20 protein-coding genes and 1 pseudogene are annotated in these 17,550 nt (G+C 69.5%); 15 read left to right on the forward strand and 6 right to left on the reverse strand.

Annotation, left to right across the window (positions count from 1 at the left end):
• The first annotated feature begins 78 nt into the window (after positions 1 to 78).
• From PGN37_RS26255 to PGN37_RS26280, 6 genes are read left to right on the forward strand one after another with little or no spacing between them, the layout of a single operon-like run.
• Positions 79 to 1,101: a substrate-binding domain-containing protein gene (locus tag PGN37_RS26255; protein WP_335329792.1), complete on the forward strand. Its 1,023-nt coding sequence runs from the start codon at positions 79 to 81 to the stop codon at positions 1,099 to 1,101.
• Positions 1,098 to 2,093 (forward strand): ABC transporter permease, encoded by a 996-nt coding sequence (locus PGN37_RS26260; RefSeq protein ID WP_335329791.1) that lies wholly within the window; start codon positions 1,098 to 1,100, stop codon positions 2,091 to 2,093. The genes PGN37_RS26255 and PGN37_RS26260 overlap by 4 nt, the downstream gene beginning before the upstream one ends.
• On the forward strand, positions 2,090 to 2,878 hold the full coding sequence (locus tag PGN37_RS26265; RefSeq protein ID WP_335329790.1) for an ATP-binding cassette domain-containing protein: 789 nt from the start codon (positions 2,090 to 2,092) through the stop codon (positions 2,876 to 2,878). The genes PGN37_RS26260 and PGN37_RS26265 overlap by 4 nt, the downstream gene beginning before the upstream one ends.
• Entirely contained in the window at positions 2,856 to 3,764 is a 909-nt protein-coding gene (locus tag PGN37_RS26270) for a PfkB family carbohydrate kinase (RefSeq protein WP_335333890.1), read from the forward strand. The genes PGN37_RS26265 and PGN37_RS26270 overlap by 23 nt, the downstream gene beginning before the upstream one ends.
• Positions 3,761 to 4,411: a nucleoside/nucleotide kinase family protein gene (locus PGN37_RS26275; protein WP_335333891.1), complete on the forward strand. Its 651-nt coding sequence runs from the start codon at positions 3,761 to 3,763 to the stop codon at positions 4,409 to 4,411. Before PGN37_RS26270 ends, PGN37_RS26275 begins: the two co-directional genes overlap by 4 nt.
• A 5-nt stretch (positions 4,412 to 4,416) precedes the next feature.
• Positions 4,417 to 5,409 carry a LacI family DNA-binding transcriptional regulator gene (locus PGN37_RS26280; RefSeq protein WP_335333892.1) on the forward strand — a complete coding sequence of 331 codons (993 nt, stop codon included), beginning with the start codon at positions 4,417 to 4,419 and terminating at the stop codon, positions 5,407 to 5,409.
• On the opposite strand, the gene PGN37_RS26285 is transcribed toward PGN37_RS26280, so the two are convergent.
• Both PGN37_RS26285 and ilvD read right to left on the reverse strand, forming a co-directional pair.
• Positions 5,406 to 6,020: a LysE family translocator gene (locus PGN37_RS26285; protein WP_335333893.1), complete on the reverse strand. Its 615-nt coding sequence runs from the start codon at positions 6,018 to 6,020 to the stop codon at positions 5,406 to 5,408. The genes PGN37_RS26280 and PGN37_RS26285 overlap by 4 nt on opposite strands.
• Before the next feature lie 15 nt (positions 6,021 to 6,035).
• A complete protein-coding gene (gene ilvD, locus PGN37_RS26290; protein WP_335333894.1) occupies positions 6,036 to 7,736 on the reverse strand; it encodes a dihydroxy-acid dehydratase in 1,701 nt (566 codons plus the stop codon).
• A gap of 78 nt (positions 7,737 to 7,814) precedes the next feature.
• On the opposite strand from ilvD, the gene PGN37_RS26295 reads away from it, so the two are divergent.
• The gene (locus PGN37_RS26295; RefSeq protein WP_335333895.1) at positions 7,815 to 8,378 is read left to right on the forward strand and encodes a DUF305 domain-containing protein; all 564 of its coding nucleotides are present in this window, start codon (positions 7,815 to 7,817) and stop codon (positions 8,376 to 8,378) included.
• A complete protein-coding gene (locus PGN37_RS26300) occupies positions 8,375 to 8,689 on the forward strand; it encodes a metal-sensitive transcriptional regulator (protein WP_335333896.1) in 315 nt (104 codons plus the stop codon). The genes PGN37_RS26295 and PGN37_RS26300 overlap by 4 nt, the downstream gene beginning before the upstream one ends.
• Here PGN37_RS26300 and PGN37_RS26305 read toward each other — a convergent pair.
• From PGN37_RS26305 to PGN37_RS26320, 4 genes are all read right to left on the reverse strand, one after another.
• Entirely contained in the window at positions 8,686 to 9,918 is a 1,233-nt protein-coding gene (locus PGN37_RS26305; protein ID WP_335333897.1) for an HNH endonuclease signature motif containing protein, read from the reverse strand. The genes PGN37_RS26300 and PGN37_RS26305 overlap by 4 nt on opposite strands.
• Before the next feature lie 90 nt (positions 9,919 to 10,008).
• Positions 10,009 to 10,314 carry a hypothetical protein gene (locus PGN37_RS26310; RefSeq protein WP_335333898.1) on the reverse strand — a complete coding sequence of 102 codons (306 nt, stop codon included), beginning with the start codon at positions 10,312 to 10,314 and terminating at the stop codon, positions 10,009 to 10,011.
• A 56-nt stretch (positions 10,315 to 10,370) separates the two neighbouring features.
• Complete coding sequence (locus tag PGN37_RS26315) at positions 10,371 to 11,594, reverse strand: esterase/lipase family protein (RefSeq protein ID WP_335333899.1); 1,224 nt, start codon at positions 11,592 to 11,594, stop codon at positions 10,371 to 10,373.
• Between the two features lie 71 nt (positions 11,595 to 11,665).
• Entirely contained in the window at positions 11,666 to 11,965 is a 300-nt protein-coding gene (locus PGN37_RS26320) for a thiamine-binding protein (protein ID WP_335333900.1), read from the reverse strand.
• Between the two features lie 174 nt (positions 11,966 to 12,139).
• On the opposite strand from PGN37_RS26320, the gene PGN37_RS26325 reads away from it, so the two are divergent.
• The 7 genes and pseudogenes from PGN37_RS26325 to PGN37_RS26355 form a co-directional block, all read left to right on the forward strand.
• Positions 12,140 to 13,159, forward strand: coding sequence for a L,D-transpeptidase (locus tag PGN37_RS26325; RefSeq protein WP_335333901.1), 1,020 nt, complete (start codon positions 12,140 to 12,142; stop codon positions 13,157 to 13,159).
• Between the two features lie 71 nt (positions 13,160 to 13,230).
• Positions 13,231 to 14,160 carry a DUF4129 domain-containing protein gene (locus PGN37_RS26330; RefSeq protein WP_335333902.1) on the forward strand — a complete coding sequence of 310 codons (930 nt, stop codon included), beginning with the start codon at positions 13,231 to 13,233 and terminating at the stop codon, positions 14,158 to 14,160.
• On the forward strand, positions 14,157 to 14,639 hold the full coding sequence (locus tag PGN37_RS26335) for a hypothetical protein (RefSeq protein ID WP_335333903.1): 483 nt from the start codon (positions 14,157 to 14,159) through the stop codon (positions 14,637 to 14,639). Before PGN37_RS26330 ends, PGN37_RS26335 begins: the two co-directional genes overlap by 4 nt.
• Positions 14,636 to 15,601, forward strand: a complete 966-nt coding sequence (locus tag PGN37_RS26340) for an AAA family ATPase (RefSeq protein WP_335333904.1) — start codon at positions 14,636 to 14,638, stop codon at positions 15,599 to 15,601. The genes PGN37_RS26335 and PGN37_RS26340 overlap by 4 nt, the downstream gene beginning before the upstream one ends.
• Positions 15,598 to 16,806, forward strand: a pseudogene (locus PGN37_RS26345) (DUF58 domain-containing protein). The gene PGN37_RS26340 and the pseudogene PGN37_RS26345 overlap by 4 nt, the downstream one beginning before the upstream one ends.
• 121 nt (positions 16,807 to 16,927) lie before the next feature.
• The gene (locus PGN37_RS26350) at positions 16,928 to 17,221 is read left to right on the forward strand and encodes a hypothetical protein (RefSeq protein ID WP_335333906.1); all 294 of its coding nucleotides are present in this window, start codon (positions 16,928 to 16,930) and stop codon (positions 17,219 to 17,221) included.
• 22 nt (positions 17,222 to 17,243) lie between these two features.
• On the forward strand, positions 17,244 to 17,550 hold a 307-nt coding region (locus PGN37_RS26355), incomplete at its 3' end, for a thiol-disulfide oxidoreductase DCC family protein (RefSeq protein WP_335333907.1).

Here is a 17,550-nt window from a genome sequence, read left to right on the forward strand (position 1 = left end):
GCGCAAGCGCTTGCCTTCGTCTTAGGCTCCCGTCCAACCGCGGCGCGTCGGGCGCCGCCCGGGGACGAGGGAGTCCACATGGTCGGCACCGTTGGCAGGCGCAAGGGCGCGACGTTCGCGATCGGATCGGTGCTGATGGCCGGTTCACTGGTGCTGGGCGTGACGGGATGTAGCGGCGGCTCCGGATCGGACAGCGTCAAGGTCGGCCTGATCACCAAGACCGACTCCAACCCCTACTTCGTCAAACTGCGCGAAGCCGCACAGGCGCAGGCCGACAAGGACGGCGCCCAGTTGGTGGCGCTCGCCGGAGCCTTCGACGGCGACAACGAAGGCCAGGTCACCGCGATCGAGAACATGGTCGGCCAGGGCGTCAAAGGCATTCTGATCACGCCGAACTCGTCGACCGGCGTGCTCGACGCGATCAAGCGGGCCCGCGACGCGGGCGTCATCGTCATCGCGCTCGACACCGCCACCGACCCCGAGGACGCCGTCGACGCCACGTTCGCCACCGACAACAAGGCCGCAGGCGTCAGCCAGGGCAAGTGGGTCAAGGCGGCCATCGGCTCCGCCGCCCCGCAGGTCGTGATGCTCGACGGCACCCCAGGCGGCACCGTCGACACGTTCCGCCACGACGGCTTCCTCGAAGGGTTCGGCATCACGAACAACTCGCCGGAGATCGTCGGCCAGGAGAACACCAACGGCGATCAGACCAAGGCGCAGACCGCGATGGAGAACATCCTGCAGCGCGCGCCGCAGATCAACGCGCTCTACACGATCAACGAGCCGGCCGCCGCCGGCGCCTACCAGGCCATCCAGTCGGCCGGCCGGGCCGCGCAGATCACCATCGGCTCGATCGACGGCAGCTGCACCGGTGTGGCCGACGTCAAGGCCGGCAAGATCGGTGCGACGGTGATGCAGTTCCCGGCGAAGATGGCCGAGCTCGGTGTGCAGGCAGTCGTCAAGTTCGCCAAGGACGGCACCAAGCCCAGCGGCTTCAACGACACCGGTTCCGAACTCATCACCGACAAGCCCATGCCGGGCCTGCCGTCGAAGGACACCGCCTGGGGTGAGCAGAACTGCTGGGGCACCGCCGGGTCATGACGAGCGGCGTTGCACCACAGACGAAGCCGTCTCTGTCGAGTCGGCTGAGCGTATCGAACCTCCTGCGTGAACCCCTGCTGGGCCCGCTGGTCGCTCTCGTGCTGGCGATCATCATCTTCAGCGTCATCTCCGACTCGTTCCTCGAGCCGCAGAACGTGTCGCTGATCCTGCAGCAGTCGGTGGTCGTGGGCATCCTGGCGGTCGGGCAGACGCTGATCATCCTGACCTCCGGAATCGACCTGTCGATCGGGGCGGTCGCCGTCTTCGGCACCATCGTGATGGCCCAGAGTGCCGGCGCGAACGGGCCGGTCGTCGCCCTGGGCTCCACGCTGCTGGTGTGCGTGGTGTTCGGCGCGCTCAACGGCGGGCTCGTCACCGCCCTGCGATTGCCTCCGTTCATCGTCACGCTCGGAACGTTCACCGCGATCCAGGCCGCCACCCGGCTGCTGGCCGGCTCGGAGACCTACCGGGTGACGCCGGGTCCGCTGACGTTCCTGGGCACGTCGTTCCGGATCGGGACGTTCTCGACGACGTTCGGTGTCGTCGCGATGCTGCTGGTCTATCTCGTGACGTGGTACGCGCTATCCCAAACCGCTTGGGGCAAGCACGTGTACGCGGTCGGCGGCAACCCGCAGGCATCCGATCTGTCCGGCATCAAGTCCGGCCGGGTGCTGCTGTCGGTGTACGTCACCACGGGCGTGATCGCCGCGATCGCGGCGTGGGCGGCGCTCGGACGCATCCCCAACGCCGACCCGAACGCCTACCAGAACGCCAACCTCGAGACCATCACCGCGGTGGTCATCGGCGGGACCAGCCTGTTCGGCGGTCGCGGTGGCGTGGGCGGCACCCTGGTCGGCACGCTGATCGTCGGCGTGCTGCGCAACGGGCTCACCCAGGCCGGCGTCGACAACCTCTATCAGAACATCGCCACCGGAGTCCTGGTGATCGTCGCGGTGGCTCTGGATCAGTTCACCCGCAGGAGGTCACGGTGACCACCACGACGAACCCAGCTCTGGAAGCGCACGGCCTGGTCAAGAAGTACGGGAACGTGACCGCGATCAACGGCGCCGATTTCGAGCTGCGCGCCGGGGAGGTGCTCGCCGTCATCGGCGACAACGGTGCGGGCAAGAGCAGTCTGATCAAAGCGCTTGCGGGCGCTGTGATTCCGGACTCCGGTCAGATCCTGATGAACGGCCAACCGGTGTCGTTCAAGAACACCCGCGACGCGCGGGCGGCTGGGATCGAAACGGTGTACCAGGACCTCGCGGTGGTGCCGGCCCTCGACATCGCCTCCAACCTGTACCTCGGCCGAGAGGTCCGGCGAAAAGGCATCGCGGGCAGCGTCTTCCGTCGCCTCGACATGCCGCGGATGCGACAGGACGCCTCCCAGCACCTGTCCGATCTGAAGATCGGTATCAAGGCGGTCAGCCAGGCCGTCGAGACGCTGTCCGGCGGGCAGCGCCAAGGTGTCGCGGTGGCCCGTGCGGCGGCTTTCGGACGCGGTGTGATCATCATGGACGAGCCGACCGCCGCGCTCGGTGTGCGGGAGTCGGGTCAGGTGATCGACCTGATCAAATCCATTCGGGACCGCGGTATTCCGGTGGTGCTCATCAGCCACGACATGCCGCACGTCTTCGAAGTGGCCGACCGTATCCACATCCACCGGCTGGGCCAGCGCGCCGGTGTCGTCGACCCGAAACAGCGGTCGATGTCCGAGGTGGTGGCATTGATGACCGGCGCGGAGGAGCCGACCGATGAGGAACGCGCCGGCCTCTGAACCGCGGGGGGTCTTCGTCGGCCTGGCGACCCTCGACGTCATCCACCGCATCGCCGAGCCACCCGCAGTGAACCAGAAGATCACCGCGGCAGCGCAATTCGTCGCAGCTGGCGGGCCTGCCGCCAATGCGGCGGTGACGTTCGCCGCGCTCGGCGGTGACGCGGTGCTCGTCACCGCGCTGGGCACCGACCCGGTGGCCGACCTCGTCCGCAGCGACCTGGTGGCACACGGTGTCGAGGTGATCGACGCGGCGGCCGGCACGGTACGGCCCGTTCCGGTGTCCAGTGTGTCGGTCGTGGACGCGACCGGAGACCGGTCGGTGGTCTCGCTGGACGCCGTGGCCTCCGATGCCGCCGCACCGGCTGCCCTCGGCGACCTCGTCGCCGGTGCCGACGTCGTCCTCGTCGACGGGCACCACCCCGTCATCGGGGTGGCCGCGGCCCGCTCGGCCGCCGCGGCGCAGGTGCCGTGCGTCGTCGACGCGGGCCGCTGGAAACCGGTGATGGGTGATCTCGTCGCGCACGCGCCGGACATGGTGTGCTCCGGCGACTTTCGTACCCCCGGTGCCGACAGCGCCGAGGCGACCGCCGCCGCGCTCCTCGGCGACGGTGTGCCCACCGTCGTGATCACCGGCGGTGCGGCGCCGGTGCGGTGGTGGTCGAACGGCGAATCCGGCAGTGTCACCGTGCCTGCCGTCGAGGTGCGCGACACCCTGGGTGCCGGAGACGCATTCCACGGCGCATACTGCTACTTCGGTGCGGCCGGTGCAGTCCGCCTGACCGAGCGCATCGAGGCCGCGGCGCGGATCGCCGCGCTGCGGTGCTCGGTGATCGGACCGCGGGCCTGGCTGGCCGAACTCCCTCACGATCGAAGGCGGCAACGGTGACCATCGAGCAGGACGTCGACAGTGCCACCCTCGAGCAGCTGATCGGCTGGGCGCGGGCGCTGGTCACGCCCGGCACGCGGCGCATCCTCGGGCTCACCGGCGCGCCGGGAGCCGGAAAGTCCACCGTTGCAGAACAACTCGTCGACGCGCTCGGACCGGCCGATGCGGTGCTCGTGCCGATGGACGGCTTCCACCTGGCCAACGAGGTGCTGCTCGACCTGGGCCGGCGGGACCGCAAGGGCGCGCACGACACCTTCGACGACGACGGGTACGCGCGGCTGCTCGCCGCGCTGCGTTCGCAGCGCGACGGCGACGCGGTCATCTATGCCCCGCGGTTCCGGCGCGAGATCGAGGAACCGATCGGCTCGTCGATCCCGGTGCACGCATCGATCCCACTGGTGGTCACCGAGGGCAACTACCTGCTGCTGGACTCCGGTGCGTGGCCGGCCGCGCGCGCCTGCGTCGACGAGGTGTGGTTCCTGTCCCCCGACACCGGGATTCGGCATGAGCGGCTGGTTCGCCGGCACGAGGCGTTCGGGAAATCGCCGGAGGAAGCGGAGTTCTGGGCGTTGGGGTCCGACGAACGCAACGCGCAGCTGATCGAGTCGACAGCGGCGCGGGCCGATCGCGTTCTGCGGTTGCCATGACCACGATGGGCGATGTCGCGCGCATGGCCGGGGTCTCCGCGTCCACGGTCTCGCACGTGATCAACGGCACCCGCCGGGTGGACACCCGCACCCGCCTGCGGGTCGAGACGGCGATCGCCGAGACCGGCTACCGGCGCAACGGCGTGGCGCGCTCGCTGGCGGCCGGGCGCACCCACACTGTCGGACTGTCGATCTCGGCGTTGACCAACCCGTACTTCGGCAACCTCGTACACGCGGTCGAGACAGCGCTCTCGGAAGCAGGTTACGTCCTGATCGTCGGCGATTCCCACGACAACGCGGAATCCGAGAAGCGGGTCACCGACTCCCTGCTGGACCGGCAGGCCGACGGGATGATCGTCGCGCCCGCGGCCGGCTCGGAACGCACGACGCTGCCGGCGATCGTGCGCACTGGCACGCCGCTGGTTCTCATCGACCGCGCCGTCGACATCGACTGCGATCAGGTCGGGCCCGAGAACGTCGAGTCAGCGCGCACCCTCACCGAGCACCTGATCGAGCACGGGCACCGCCGCGTCGCCGTGGTGCGCGGTATCGCCGGAATCTCCTCGACCGTCGAGAGATTCGACGGGTACGCCGCCGCGCTGGCCGCGCACGGAATCCCCCTCGACCCCGCCCTGGTGATCGACGGTGAGTCGAGCACCGACGTCGCCGAGCGCGAGGTGCGGGCCGCGATGGGCGTCCAGAACCGGCCCACCGCTCTGGTCTCGATGAACAACGCGATGACCATCGGCGCGCTCAAGGCGCTGCGCAGCCTCGACCTGTCGATACCGTCCGACGTGGCGTTCGCCTGCTACGACGATTTCGAGTGGTCGGACCTGTTCGAGCCGAAGCTGACCGCCGCGGCGCAGGACGTCGAGACCATCGGCGCCACCGCGGCGCGACTGCTGCTGCGGCGGGTGCGCGAACCCGACGGTGCGGCACAACGCATTCAGGTGCCGACGGCGGTCCATCGCCGCAACTCGTGCGGGTGCCGGGGTTAGCGGGAGGCGACCGCCATCCGCGCGGCGAGCGCCACGTACGTCGCGGCGAACGTCTTGCGCAGCCCCCTCACGACGCGGGGCCGGCTGATCACGTGGCTGCGCACCGCCGCGGCGAACACGCCATAGGCCGCGAACACCACCAGGGTCATCGCCATGAACACCGCTGACAGCACCAGCATCTCGCCGACGACGGAACCGGCTGCGGGGTTGACGAACTGCGGCAGGAAGGCGAAGAAGAACAGCGTCAGCTTCGGGTTGAGCGTGTTGACCGCGATCGCGGTGCCGATGATGCGCCACGATCCCGGCGGGGCGGCGGGCGCGTCGACGGCCACCAGGTCCGAGTCGTCGCGCCAGGTGACCCACGCGAGGTACAGCAGATAGGCCACCCCGAGGTACTTCACGGTCTGGAACGCGATGGCGCTGCTGTGCATGATCGCCGCGAGCCCGCTGACCGCGGCCAGCATGTGCGGGACGATGCCGAGCGTGCATCCGACCGCGGCCAGCAGCGAGGCGCGTGTGCCGTGTGAGAGGCCACTGGCCACGGTATAGAGCGCACCGGTGCCCGGCGTGACCACCACGACCAGGCTGGTCAGCAGGAAGGCCAGAGTCATCGAGCCGACACCCGCCTAGTTGCAGACCGCGCCGGTGGCCGCCGAGCCGACAAGCTTGGTGTACTTGGCCAGCACGCCGGTGGTGTAGCGCGGGGGCAGCGGCTCGAAACCGACCTTGCGCGAGGCCAATTCGTCCTCGTCGACCAGCAGGTCCAGTGTTCCGTTGGCGACGTCGAGGCGGATCCGGTCACCGTCGCGGACGAACGCGATGGGCCCGCCGTCGACGGCCTCCGGCGCGATGTGCCCGACACACAGTCCGGTCGTTCCGCCGGAGAACCGGCCGTCGGTCATCAACAGCACGTCCTTGCCCAGCCCGGCGCCCTTGATCGCGCCCGTGATGGCAAGCATCTCGCGCATGCCCGGCCCGCCCTTGGGCCCTTCGTAGCGGATGACGACGACATCGCCGTGGGTGATGGTGCCGTCCTCCAGCGCATCCAGGGCTGCGCGTTCACGCTCGAAAACCCTTGCGGTGCCCTCGAACACGTCGGAATCGAAGCCCGCAGACTTGACCACCGCACCCTCGGGCGCCAGCGAGCCGTGCAGGATCGTGATGCCGCCGGTCGGGTGGATCGGATTGTTCATCGCCCGCAACACCTTGCCGTCGGGGTCGGGCGGCTCGATGTGAGCCAAGTTCTCGGCCATCGTCTGGCCCGTCACGGTGAGGCAGTCCCCGTGCAGCAGACCGGCATCAAGCAGCGCCTTCATCACCACAGGCACGCCGCCGATCTCGTCGACGTGCTTCATCACGTGCCTACCGAAGGGCTTCACGTCAGCCAGGTGAGGAACCTTGTTGCCGACCCGGGTGAAATCAGCCAGTGTCAGCTCCACCTCGGCCTCGCGGGCAATGGCCAGCAGGTGCAGCACCGCATTGGTCGAGCCGCCGAATGCCATCACCACGGCGATGGCGTTCTCGAACGCCTCCTTGGTCAGGATGTCGCGCGCGGTGATCCCACGGCGCAGCAACTCGACGACGGCCTCGCCGGATTTGGCCGCGTACTCGTCGCGGCGCGAGTCGATCGCGACCGGAGATGCGCTGCCGGGCAACGAGAGTCCCAGTGCCTCGGCGGCCGAGGCCATCGTGTTGGCGGTGTACATCCCGCCGCAGGCGCCCTCGCCCGGACAGATGGCGCGTTCGATGATGTCGACGTCCTCACGCGACATCAGCCCGCGTGCGCACGCACCGACCGCCTCGAAGGCGTCGATGATGGTGACTTCCTTCTCCGTGCCGTCGGTGAGCCGGGCGGTGCCGGGCATGATCGATCCGTTGTAGAGGAAGACGCTGGCCAGATCGAGGCGGGCCGCCGCCATCAGCATCCCGGGGATCGACTTGTCGCAACCGGCCAGCAGCACCGAACCGTCCATGCGCTCGGCCTGCATGACGGTCTCGACGCTGTCGGCGATCACCTCGCGCGAGACCAGCGAGAAGTGCATTCCTTCGTGGCCCATCGAGATGCCGTCGGAGACGGAGATGGTGCCGAACTCCAGCGGGTACCCGCCGCCGGCGTGCACCCCGCTCTTGACCGCCTGCGCCAGCCGCTGCAGCGACATGTTGCACGGGGTGATCTCGTTCCAGGACGAGCCGACCCCGATCTGAGGCTTGGCCCAGTCGTCGTCGCCCATGCCGACCGCTCGCAGCATCCCGCGGGCGGCCGTCTTCTCCAGCCCGTCGGTGACGTCGCGCGAGCGGGGCTTGATGTCTGGGGTCTGTGAGGGCATGTCGACGATTATGCGCCTGGCGTTTCACCCGGCCAAACCAATATGGATACCCCCGTGGGGTACGAGTAAGGTGGCGGCATGTCGAAGGTCTGCGGTGTGCTCGCAGCGCTGGCTGCGGCCGCCGCGCTGACCGGCTGCGGTGGGCCCGCTGCGGAGCCGGCGGCGTCGTCGACGTCGGACGCCCCCGTCATCACCGGCGAGCCCGCCGGTTTCAACGACGCCGACGTGATGTTCGCCGATGAAATGGTCGACCGGCACCGGACCGCGGTGGCGCTCGCGGACGCGGTTCCCCAACGCTCCACCAACGCCGACGTGATCGATCTGGCCCAGCGCATCGGCGCGCAGCAGCAGGCCGAGATCAATGCCCTGAACGTCTTCCTCGTGCAGTGGGACAAGCGGCCGAAGATGGGCGACGGCCCGGTCCCGCCGGAAGTGGCGCAGTTGCAGACGTTGCAGGGTCCCGCGTTCGATCGCCGGTGGTTGCAGTCGATGATCGACCAGCACCGGGGGTCGATCGCACTGGCCCAGGAAGAGATCAGCGGCGGGAAGAACGTCGACGTGATGGCGATGGCGAAGACGATGGTGTCGACGCAGACGGCAGAACTCAACCAGATGACCACGATGCTGGAGGGCAGCCCGTGAGCAATGACAGCAACGCCGGGGACACCGATGCGCACGGATACTCGGCGCAGAAGGAGAACTACGCGAAGCGGCTGCGCCGGATCGAGGGCCAGGTCCGCGGGATCGCCAAGATGATCGACGAGGACAAGTACTGCATCGACATCCTCACTCAGATCAGCGCCGTCAACAGCGCCCTGCAGTCGGTGGCGCTGGGCCTGCTCGACGAGCACCTGGGTCACTGCGTCTCGCACGCCGTGGCCGCCGGGGGCGAGGAGGCCGACGCGAAGCTGGCCGAGGCTTCCGCCGCGATCGCGCGGCTGGTGCGCTCCTAGCCGGGCGGCTCGTAGGGCTGGTACCACCACCAATTCGCGCGTTCCCCGGTCGGACCGGGACACGGTGCGACGTCGGGCGGTGGTTGGGTCGGTGGTCGTGCCAGCGACGCGGAGGTCAACGCTCGACCAGCGGCGTCGGTGACGATGAGCTGGCCGGCGGGTCCGGTGATCGTGATCAGACCGCGGTGATGGGCCCGGTGGTGATACGGGCAGACCAGGGCGAGGTTCCACAGCTCGGTGGGGCCGCCGTCCTCCCAGTGCACCAGGTGATGGGCATGCAGTGCCCGGGTGGCCCCGCATCCGGGCACCACACAGCAGCGATCACGATGCTCCAGCGCGCGGCGTAGCCGCCGGTTGACCGTGCGCGTCGAACGCCCGGCCCCGATCACCCGCCCGTCGCGGTCAAACCACACCTCGCAGGTGGCATCACAGGCCAGGTACCGGCGATCAGCGTCAGAGAGCATCGGGCCCAGGTGCAGGGCCGCGACCCGGCTGGCTACGTCAACGTGTACGACGACGGTGGTGCGTTGCCCGTGCGGACGCGCCGCCGCTTCGGCGTCCCAGCTCGCGTCGACCAGCCGCAGGAATGCCGAGGCGTTGCCGGGCATCGACGCCCGGCCATCAGGGTCGGCGGCTTTCCAGTCGGCGATCAGCGCGTCGCGGTGCGATGCCAGCGCAGCGTCGAAGGCGGCGGCCTCGACATGCGGTAACGCGATGTGCCAGTACGTGTACTGCTCGTCCGAGGTCGAGGTGATCGACACCTGCGGGCCCGGATCGACGAGGCCCTTGCTGTCCTCGTCCTCGGGCTGCGGTTCCGTGGGTTTGGGTTGCATCTTCAATGCGGTCCGCAGCTGCGACACCGTCGCGCTCTGGGCCATGGTCGCGAAATGCGCGTCCGAGCCAGGCAGGCCGCGCTCGGCGATCACCCCGACCTGGTCGACGGAGAAGCGGCCCTCCCGCAACCCCTCGATGCACTGCGGGAATTCGTCGAAGCGGTGGGCGATCGCGGCAACGGTCTGCGCTCGCGATGGCGACACCCCGGCCTTCCACGCCAGCCACCCTGCGGTCGAGCGGGCTCCGGCCGCGGCCCACAGCTCGTCGCGATCGATCTCGGCAGCGATCTCCACGATCCGCGCATCGATCGCATTGCGCTGCCCCGTCAGCTCCGCCAATTCCTCATGCAGCACCGACAACCGCTCATCGATGGCGAGAGAACTGACTGGCGACATGCCCCCAATCTGCCGACCACCGCCGACATCCAGCCCCTCACCAACAGCGCGACCACCGCGGCCTGGGGATGAATTCGGCTCTGGGGATCACTACGTCGGCGGCACGTCCTCCGGCCGTTCGACGGCGATGTCGGTGCCGCGCTGACGCAGCCTGCGGTGTTCGACGAAGAGCCAGCCCACGCCGGCCACCAGCCCGGTCACTGCGACCACCGCAGCCACCAGTGCCAATCCGCTTCGACCGACGGCGAACCCGCAGAGCGAGAGCGCGAACGCGATCAATCCGACCGCGATCATCGTGTGACCTGGCCAATTGGCCGCATCCTTCAGTGTTTCGCCGGCCACCGGACCCAACGGCGCGGCCCGGTCGGGCGATGCGTGCTTGTCGTGTGTGTCCATAGTCGTGAGTCGTTGTGGGAGAGGGTTTTCCGAACGTCGTTGGGGTGTGGTTTCGCTCACTTACGCGAAAGCCACTGGTGGAGACGCTGGTAGATGTCCGGATGGTTGAGCAGATCGAAGTGGTGAAGACCGGTCAGCACCAGCCCGGCGTCGTCCTCAAAGGGCAGGCGGCGCTTGCGCCCGCGGCCCGATGCGCTGGCCGGCCGCACCAGGTGATCGCCGACCACCATGCCGAGCGCGGTCGGTGCCGCCGAGGTCGCGACGAAGTGGTAGCGGGCCTGTGGGAGGAACGGCACCTCCCGGCACCGGTCCCGCAGGAACTCGTCGGGGTCAGCATCGGCCCAGTCGTCGTCGAGGACGGAGCCGAACCGCAGGTCTTTGATGCCGTCGCTGCGCAGGTTGAGCAGCTCTGCAATCGCCCGTGTCTCACGCAGCCGGATCATCAACCAGCTCGCGGCGTTGACGCCTTTTTCCAGGTCAGCGCCCATATGTGGGGAGCCCAGACACACCACCTGGCGGGTGGCCCGACACCAGCGGCGATTGCGCTCGTTGGCATAGTGGCAGGCCGAGCGGGCCACGAGCCCGCCCATCGAATGGCCGATCAGCGCGATGCGGCTGACCGGAACAGGCCACACCTCCAGGAGTCGGGTCAGCAGGTCGTCGAGCGCCCGTCCGTTGGTCGAGATGTGCAGACCGGTGTTGTAGCGGATCGTGATCGGCGTGTAGCCCAGCTCGTCGTGTAGGCGTTCGCCGTACCAGGTCGAGGGGGCGCCCGTCGTCGGGCGCGGCGGACGGCGCCACGACGACTCCGTCTGGCAGAGGCCGTGGACGAAGATCGCGAGCTTGTCGGTGGGTTCCGGGAACGCGTCGGTGATCGCGCCGGGGGTCAACGCCACCGCTCGTCCGTCCACGCGGATCGCCATCGGTGCGGCGAACTCGTTGCCACGCTCGGACAACTCGTCGCCGTAGATGCCGTTGAGCGCGGCGATGGCCTCGGCGACACCCCGGCGCTCGTCGAGCGGCTGGTCGTCGTCGAAGGCCAGCCCTGCTGCGGCGAGCTCGGCGACTTTCGGGGGGACCCGCGTGCCCGTCACGTCCAGCGCGTCGTAGACCGCTCCGGCAATCGCGTCGTGCACGATCTCCACCGGCCGTGCCGCAGGTCCGATCGAGCTGAACACGCGGCCTGCGATGCCGGTGTGCACGCCGCGGACCAGCGTGTTCAGCACAGTCAGGCCCTCAGCCGCCACCTCGCCGAGGGACTGCATGTCTGTGGTGCGCATGCCGGCGCCCCCTTCGGTGAACAGTTGTACTTACTCCAGGGTAAGGTGCGGACGCCGACGAGGCAACGTTGTCAGTCGCCCAGGGCGTCCTCGATGCGCGCCACCTTGGCGGTGAGCTGCCCGGTGTAGCCCGGCCGGATGTCGGCCTTGAGGACCAGGCTGACGCGCGGGGAGACCGCGGCGACTGCGTCGACGGCACGTTTGACCACCGCCATCACCTCGTCCCACTCGCCCTCGATGTTGGTGAACATGGCGTTGGTCTCGTTGGGCAGACCCGAGGCGCGTACCACCCGCACTGCTTCGGCGACCGCGTCGCCCACTCCGCCTGTTTCGTCCCCAGCGATGGGGCTGATGCTGAACGCGACGATCATCGGTCGAGCCTACGGTCCCGCCCGCGTAACGCTCGGTGCCGCGGCGACGATCATCAGTGCAGGTCAGGGCCACCACGATGGAGGCTGCCCGGGGTACGTCAGCCCGCTGGCCAGGAGAATCGCTCTCAGCGCTGTGCCACACTGGGTGCAGTCGCGGGACTTGGAGGTACTTGCATGCGGCAGGCAAACAGGAGTCGGTTGATCGCCATGTTGTCGGCGATGACCGTGGTCGCAGGCATGGTGCTCAGCACCCCGTCGGCACTCGCGCAGCCCGACGTGGCGCCCCCGCCGGCACCGGTGAATCCGTTCTTGCCGCCGCCTCCGCCCGATCCGCTGGCGTTCCCGAACCCGTTCGCGCCGCCGCCGGCCGCACCCGCGGTGACGCCCAGTGCGGCCGATCCGTTCGCCGTGATCCCCGGTGATCCCGCGCCCATTCCGGAGGGCACACCCGCCGGCCAGAACCCGACGCCGTTCGTCGGTCAGCCGCCGTTCGTGCCGCCGTCGTTCAACCCCACCAACGGGTCGATCGCGGGCGCGGCCAAGCCGATCTACATCAACTTCCAGCGGCCCATCGCCAACCGGCAGATGGCGCAGGACGCGGTGCACATCTCGTCGGTGCCGCCGGTGCCGGGCCGTTTCTACTGGACCAGTGACACGCAGCTGCGCTGGCGCCCGCAGGACTTCTGGCCGGCCGGCACCGTCGTGAACATCGACGCCGCGGGCACCAAGTCCAGCTTCACGGTGCCCGAGCAGCTGGTCGCGACGGTCGACGACTCCACGCACACGATGACCATCGTGCGTAACGGCAAGGTGGAGAAGACGTTCCCGGTGTCGATGGGCAAGCCCGACGGCAAGCACGAGACCAAGAACGGCACCTACTACGTGCTGGAGAAGTTCGCCGACATCGTCATGGACTCCTCGACTTACGGGGTGCCGGTCGATTCGGCCGAGGGCTACAAGCTCAAGGTGCAGGACGCCGTTCGCATCGACAACAGCGGCATCTTCGTCCACAGCGCGCCGTGGTCCGTGGGTGACCAAGGGAAACGCAACGTCAGCCACGGCTGTATCAACCTCAGCCCCGCGAATGCCCAGTGGTTCTACGACAACTTCGGCAGCGGTGATCCCGTCGTGGTGAAGAACTCGACGGGTCTCTACAACCAGCCCGACGGCGCGTCCGATTGGCAGATGTTCTGACGAACTGAGCTGGTCCGGCCGCTCGCGGTCACCCTCGTGCCACGATGGGGTGAGGCGAAGGGTGGGCGCGGATGCCCGGTGACGGCAAGGCGGTGGTCCGCACCGTCGGCGTGCTCGCGCTGACGCTGTTCGCCATCGCCGCGCTGCGCGGCATCCTCCCCGGTGCGCCGCCCCCGACGCCCGGCGACGATCCCGACGGGCAGGGTTCCCAGGTCGCCGTCGTGATCATGCTGGCGGTGTCGATGACCGCGCTGGCCGTGTCGGTGCTCGCGCGAGCCCGCGCACCTCGCCCCCACCCCGCCTCCAGCGAGCCGCCGCGCCGCGACGTGGGTGGCGGCAGCGCCATCTCGTGGCGGCTCGTGGTGATCGCGGCAGCCGTGCTGCTGGCCTGGCTCCTGATCGTCCTGCTGCTGATGCGGTGGACGTCGACGCTGGGTCCACCGGACCCTGCAGCGGCGGCGCCTCCCGCGTCCGCTCCCGACACCGCGGGCGACGGTGCCGGCGCCGGCCCCGACCGCGGGCCCGCCGGGAGCGTGTTCGATCTGCTGATGGGCACGGCCGTCGCTCTGGTCGTGCTGTCCGTGCTGGCGACGGTGTTCACGCGTCGGCGCCCGACCGCCCCGGCATCGACCGCCATCGACGCGCCCACGACGAACCCTTCGCCACCGCCGGCCCCGGACCTGGCCCGGGCGGCCGAGCGCGGACTCGCGGAGGTCGGTGACCGCAGCCGGGATCCTCGGGAGGCGATCATCGCCTGCTACGTCGCGATGGAGCAGGAGCTGGAGAAATCGCCGGGCACCGTGCCGCAGGCCTCGGACACACCGGCCGAGGTCCTCGCCCGCGCCGTCGCTCGCCGCGCCGTGCATGCAGGCAGCGCCGCGCAGCTCGTGGACCTGTTCGAGGAGGCGCGCTTCTCCCCCCACGTGATGAACGAGGGACACCGCGCCGACGCCGTGCGTGCGTTGCAGGTGGTGCAGCGCGAGTTGCAGGGCGCCTCATGACCCGGGTAGTCGCGGCCGCGGTGGCGTTGATCGTCGCGGTGGAGGTCTGCGCGTTCGCGCTCGCCGACCGCGACGTGGTGATCGCCGTGACCGGCGCCGCGTTGGTGGCGGCACTGTTGTGGATCCGCTGGCACCTCACCCGGCGCACCGACGCCGAGCTCGCGACCACCGCCGATACCGCCGCGATCTCGTTGCAGCGCTGGCACTCTCGCACCGAGACGCTGATCTCGTGGGCCGACTCGTCGCGGGCCGACTGGGACCGCCGACTACGACCCATGCTGGCACGACAGTTCGAGCTCGCGGCGGGCAACCGCACGCGCAAGGATGCTGACAGCATCGATGTGACCGGGCGGATGCTGTTCGGCGAGCGGCTCTGGCCATGGGTGGACCCGAACAACATCTCGCGCACCGGCGCGGCCGAGCCGGGGCCCGGGCGTGCCGTCCTCGACGAGATCCTGCAGCGGTTGGCCCGATTGTGAACGCGCCGTTGGCCACCACGACGGCGGCATGCGAGGCCGTGCTCGACGAGATCGGGCGGGCGGTCGTCGGCAAGCGGGAGGCGCTGACCCTGATCCTCATCACGGTGCTCGCGCGCGGCCACGTGCTCGTCGAGGACCTGCCGGGTCTGGGAAAGACGTTGATCGCCAAGTCTTTTGCAGCGGCACTCGGGCTGCGCTTCACCCGCGTCCAGTTCACGCCGGACCTGCTCCCCGCGGACCTGCTGGGTTCGACGATCTACGACATGCAGTCCGGCCGATTCGAGTTCCGGGGTGGCCCCGTCTTCACCAATCTCCTGCTGGGCGACGAGATCAACCGGACGCCGCCCAAGACGCAGGCGGCGCTGCTGGAGGCGATGGCCGAACGTCAGGTGAGCATCGACGGAGTCACCCACCCGCTGCCGGAGCCGTTCCTCGTGCTGGCCACCGACAACCCGATCGAGTACGAAGGCACCTATCCATTGCCCGAAGCCCAACTGGATCGCTTCGCGCTGCGGCTGGAGCTGAAATACCTGTCGGCACAGGACGAGACGACCATGCTGCGGCGCCGGCTGGAGCGGGGCTCGACGCCACCCGCGGTGACCGAGGTGGTGTCCGCGCAGGAGCTGCTCGCGATGCAGGAGTCCGTGGAGCTGGTGACCGTCCACGATGATGTGCTCGGTTACGTCGTCGCATTGGCCGCGGCGAGCAGGCACCACCCGCAGGTCGCCGTCGGTGCGAGCCCCCGCGCGGAACTGGATCTGGTGCAACTGGCGCGGGCCCGCGCGCTGCTGGCTGGCCGAGACTTCGTGATCCCCGAGGACGTCAAAGCGCTGGCCGTGCCGGTGATGGCGCACCGGATCAGCCTGCGGCCGGAGATGTGGGTGCGCAAGGTCGCCGGCGCCGACGTCGTCGACGACCTGTTGCGCCGAACACCCGTTCCGCGTGCCAGGGGAACCTCGTGACGGTCGTCGAGTTGCGTTGGCGCGCTTCGGTGTTGACGCGATCAGTGACGACGTGTGCGGCGCTGGCGTTCGGCGTCGCGGTGCTGACCGGCCGCTGGGACCTGATCGCCTTCGGCGCACCGCTGCTCGCTGTGCTCTGCTCGCTGGCATGGCAGCCACCCGTGCCGACGGTGTCGGTGAGCGGAGAACCGTTGCAGCAGCGGTGCTTCGAAGGGGATCAGGTGCAGGTCACGGTCGGTGCCCGCGCGGACGACGGCAGCACCGTCGCCGTGACGGCCGTTGCCCCGCCGGGGATGACCGTCGACGGCTCGGGTGCGACGGTGGCGGTGCAGGCGCCGTGGTGGGGGCGCTATCCCATTGAGGCGACGGTGCGCGCCCTCGGTCGCGGCGGCCTGCTCGAGGGCACCGGCTCGGCTCCCGCCGCGCAGGTCTGCGTGTTTCCAGTGGCGCCGCCGCAGTCGACCGCGATTCCTCGCACCGAACTGCTGGACCGCCTCGGCACCCACCTGACCCGGCACATCGGCCCGGGCGTCGAGTACGCCGACATCCGGCCCTACGTGCCCGGTGACCAGCTGCGCACCGTCAATTGGCCCGTCAGCGCCCGCCGCGGCGCCCTGCACATCACCGAGCGGCTCACCGACCGGGCCGCCGACGTGGTGGTGCTGTTCGACACCTATCGCAGCCGCCGGGACCGGCGACCGCCGCAACCGAGCGGACCGCCCGCGGCGCCGCCCAGGTGGTGCAGAGCGCGTTGCGCTACGGCGACCGCGCCGGCCTCGTCGCACTCGGCGGGCGCACCACCCGCTGGCTGGGTGCCGACATCGGCGCCCGCCAGTTCTACCGCATCCTCGACACGATGCTCGGTGCGACCGGCAGCAGCTACGAATCGGGAACCGGCACCCTCGCCCCGCGGCCGGCGCTGCCCACGGGCGCGATCGTCGTCGCGTTCTCCACCATGCTCGACACCGAGTTCGCGCTCGCGCTGATCGACCTGCGCCGGCGAGGTCATCCCGTGGTCGCGGTCGACGTGCTGCAGGGTTGCCCCCGTCGACGGCGAGCTCGATCCGCTCGTCGACCGGGTGTGGACGATGCAGCGCGCCTTCATGTATCGCGACATGGCGACCGTCGGGGTCGATATCGTGACGTGGCCGCAGGACGCCACCCTCGACCAGGCGATGGCCCTGCTCCCGGAGCGCCGGCGATGAACAAGGTGTTGCAGCCCTTGGCTTTTGCCGCGGTGATGATCGGCGCGGCGGCGGGCGACGCGGCGGGCTGGGCACTGGTCGCGGCCGGGGTTGCCGCGATCGCCGTCGGTGCCGCGATCTGGTGGCGACCGGCGGCCACGGTCGCCGTCGCGGCGACCGTCCTGACCGTCGTGTGCTGGCCGACACGCCGCCGCTGGCCTCGGCGCTCTCCGGCCTCGCCGCCACCGCCTACCTGGTCACCCGGCACGACGCCGCGACCGTACCGACGATGTCATGTGCCGTTGGATTCGCCGCGACTGCCGCCCTCGTCCTCGCGGTGCCCGTCGAACTGCCCTGGATTCCGTTGGCTGCGCCCCTGGTCCTGCTGGCCGCGTACCTGCTCGCGGTGCGGCCGTTCGTGGCGCGGGAACACTGACGTCGGAGCGAGGAGGTATGTGATGGAAGCCAATACGCCGGTTCTCCTCTACGACGGCATCTGCGGATTCTGCAACGGTGCCGTGCAGACGATCCTGCGGCTCGACCGTGACGGCGATCTGAGGTTCGCCGCGATCGACAGCGATTTCGGCGCCGGAGTCCTCGCGCGCCACCCGTTCCTGACCGACGTGGATTCGGTGGTGTTCGTCGACAATCCGGAAAGCGCCGACGAGAGCGTCTCGGTGAGATCGGCTGCCGCGCTGGCGGTGGCGAGATACCTCGGCGGTCCGTGGCGGGCTCTGCTGCCCGCCGCGGCCATCCCGGCGTCCG

The organism is Mycobacterium kyogaense, assembly GCF_036946525.1.
GTDB classification, from domain to species: Bacteria; Actinomycetota; Actinomycetes; order Mycobacteriales; family Mycobacteriaceae; genus Mycobacterium; species Mycobacterium kyogaense_A.